This is a genomic window from Pseudoalteromonas sp. BSi20480 (genome assembly GCF_000241365.1).
GTDB lineage: Bacteria > Pseudomonadota > Gammaproteobacteria > Enterobacterales > Alteromonadaceae > Pseudoalteromonas > Pseudoalteromonas marina.
Genome location: NZ_BADX01000175.1, coordinates 1 through 2,199, shown reverse-complemented (window position 1 = coordinate 2,199; position 2,199 = coordinate 1). Strand labels below are relative to the sequence as shown.

General features: G+C 38.3%; 2 protein-coding genes. Both read left to right on the top strand.

Translation table 11 applies throughout. The annotated features are described in order from the left end of the window. Positions 1 to 664 precede the first annotated feature (664 nt). Positions 665 to 1,333 (top strand): nuclear transport factor 2 family protein, encoded by a 669-nt coding sequence (locus tag P20480_RS00550; RefSeq protein ID WP_008133082.1) that lies wholly within the window; start codon positions 665 to 667, stop codon positions 1,331 to 1,333. An 8-nt stretch (positions 1,334 to 1,341) separates the two neighbouring features. After that, a complete protein-coding gene (locus P20480_RS00555) occupies positions 1,342 to 1,662 on the top strand; it encodes a hypothetical protein (protein ID WP_006794611.1) in 321 nt (106 codons plus the stop codon). Positions 1,663 to 2,199: the final 537 nt, after the last annotated feature.

Here is a 2,199-nt window from a genome sequence, read left to right as displayed (position 1 = left end):
GGCTAGGGCTTTGTTTTGTAGACGTAGAGCTTGCTCACGTTAGAAGCGCAGCTTCTTATTACTTAAAAAAGGTATCACCACAGAGTGCACCGAGGCGCTTCGCGCTACACAGAGTTAAAAGCATTTTTTAGTCACTACTCCTGGTCTTCTCCTTCACTTCTCGGTGGTGAAATAATCACTTTTATAGCAGTTGCTATTAAACGAAAGTAAAGCGAGTCTGTAGGCTACATTCAGCCACTGCTTTTGAAATCTTTATGCACAAAGATAAGCGAATGAGGAGTAAATGAGAAGACAAAGTGAACAGGTCATAGTTTAGCTTTGTTTTGTAGACATAGAGCTTGCTCACGTTAGAAGCGTAGCTTCTTGTTACTTAAAAAAAGGTATCACCACCGGGTGCACCGAGGCGTTTCGCGCTACACCGAGAAAAAAGAGTAACAATTAATCACGGCTTCTGGCTTTTTTTTTACTTCTCGGTGGTGAAGCAATCACTTTTCATACCGTCATTAAAAATTATGTGTTTAACAAAATTATTTTAAAAGCTGGGTTAAACTCAAGCTAAACTACGCTATGAAAGCCAAGGTTATTCATTTAATTGCTACCCGAAAACGTTAAAATTTGCTATGTTGCAATACAATACACGATTAGTGTTTTTATTAGGAAAGTTATGAAATCGTTATCTATTTTTTTTGCTTTATTTACCTTTACGCTAGCCTTAAATAGCTATGCCACAGAGCCTACTACCGAACAGCAAAAAGCGGATGAAAAAGTAAACACACTAGAATATAAAGCCCCTGAGCTTAAAAAACCGGTTGTTGACCCAACCAAACCAGACGACTCAAAAGTGTTAGGCGATGAAACCCCCAAGCCCGTTGAAAAGCCTAAAAATAAAATAGAAAAAGCAGCGGCCGTAGCCGAAGCAGAAAAAGCAGTAGCCCAAGCAAAAGAGGCCTTAACAGCTAAACAGCAAGCTAAAGCTAAGCAATCACGCGAATCACTAGCTGTGGTTGAACAACTTATAAAAGCTTATAACGCGCGCAACATTGAAGAGTTTATTCGTGTTTACGATGAAGATGTAGAGTTTTATATTTTCCCCAATGAGCTATTATTTAAAGGAAAAGAAAAACTAATAGCACGTTATGGTTTAATGTTTAAAAAGCTAAAGTGTATTCACTCATCGCCAATTAAACGCATAGTACATGGTGATATAGTAATAGATCATGAGCTATCAGAAACCTGCTCAGCAGACGAAAACGTAATAGATAAACGCTCAGAGCTTGTATCGAGCTATCAAATTAAAAACGGAAAAATAATTCGCGTATTATTTTTTCGTTAAGGATTATTATGCAAATTACTGACGACAAAAAACTTCGCTTAATGTACCGAGTAGAGCCCGGTTGTTTAGGCCCCGAAGGCGCACAACATATTGAAGATTTTTGTCGTTATGCCAACAAGCATATTAAGTCGCCTTATTATGCTCAATTCGTTTTTTTACCGCGTTACGATAAACAAAAAGACGAACGCCAATACAGCGTAAAAAGCCGTAATCTATCTCAATTGCAGGTTAGAAAGTACTTTAGTCACTTTGAAATCGATATGGATGGCTTTGAAGAGCAACTCGACGAGCTACTCACCAAAGCAATCGACTTGTACTTTAAACGCTAATCCCTGAAGCTTCAAATATAAGTAAAGCGGCTAAGGTATACTGAGCACGTATGCTTTATACCCAAAGCCTGCTCACGTAATCCTTTATCAAATCACTTAGTCCCTAACTCTAAAAGCGCAGCGCCTCTTAACCTCTTTGTGAATAATGGGTTTTAAAACAGTAATGCACAAAGAGAAGCGAATGAGAAGAAAATGAGAAAACATAATGATATGGGCAATGCTTAGCCTTGTTTTGTAGACGTAGAGCTTGCTCACGTTAGAAGCGCAGCTTCTTGTTTCAGGTCAAATATTAAATTACTTAGTCCCTAACTCTAAAAGCGCAGCGCTTCTTAACCTCTTTGTGAATAATGGGCTTTAAAATTTAAATGCACAAAGAGAAATGAATGAGGAGAAAATGAGTAGCAATAATAAATAGGCTAGGGCTTTGTCTTGTTGACGCAGAGCTTGATCATGTTAGAAGCCACAGCTTTTTGTTACTTAAAAAAAATCACCACAGAGCACACCGAGGCGCTTCGCGCTACACAGAGTTAAAAAATT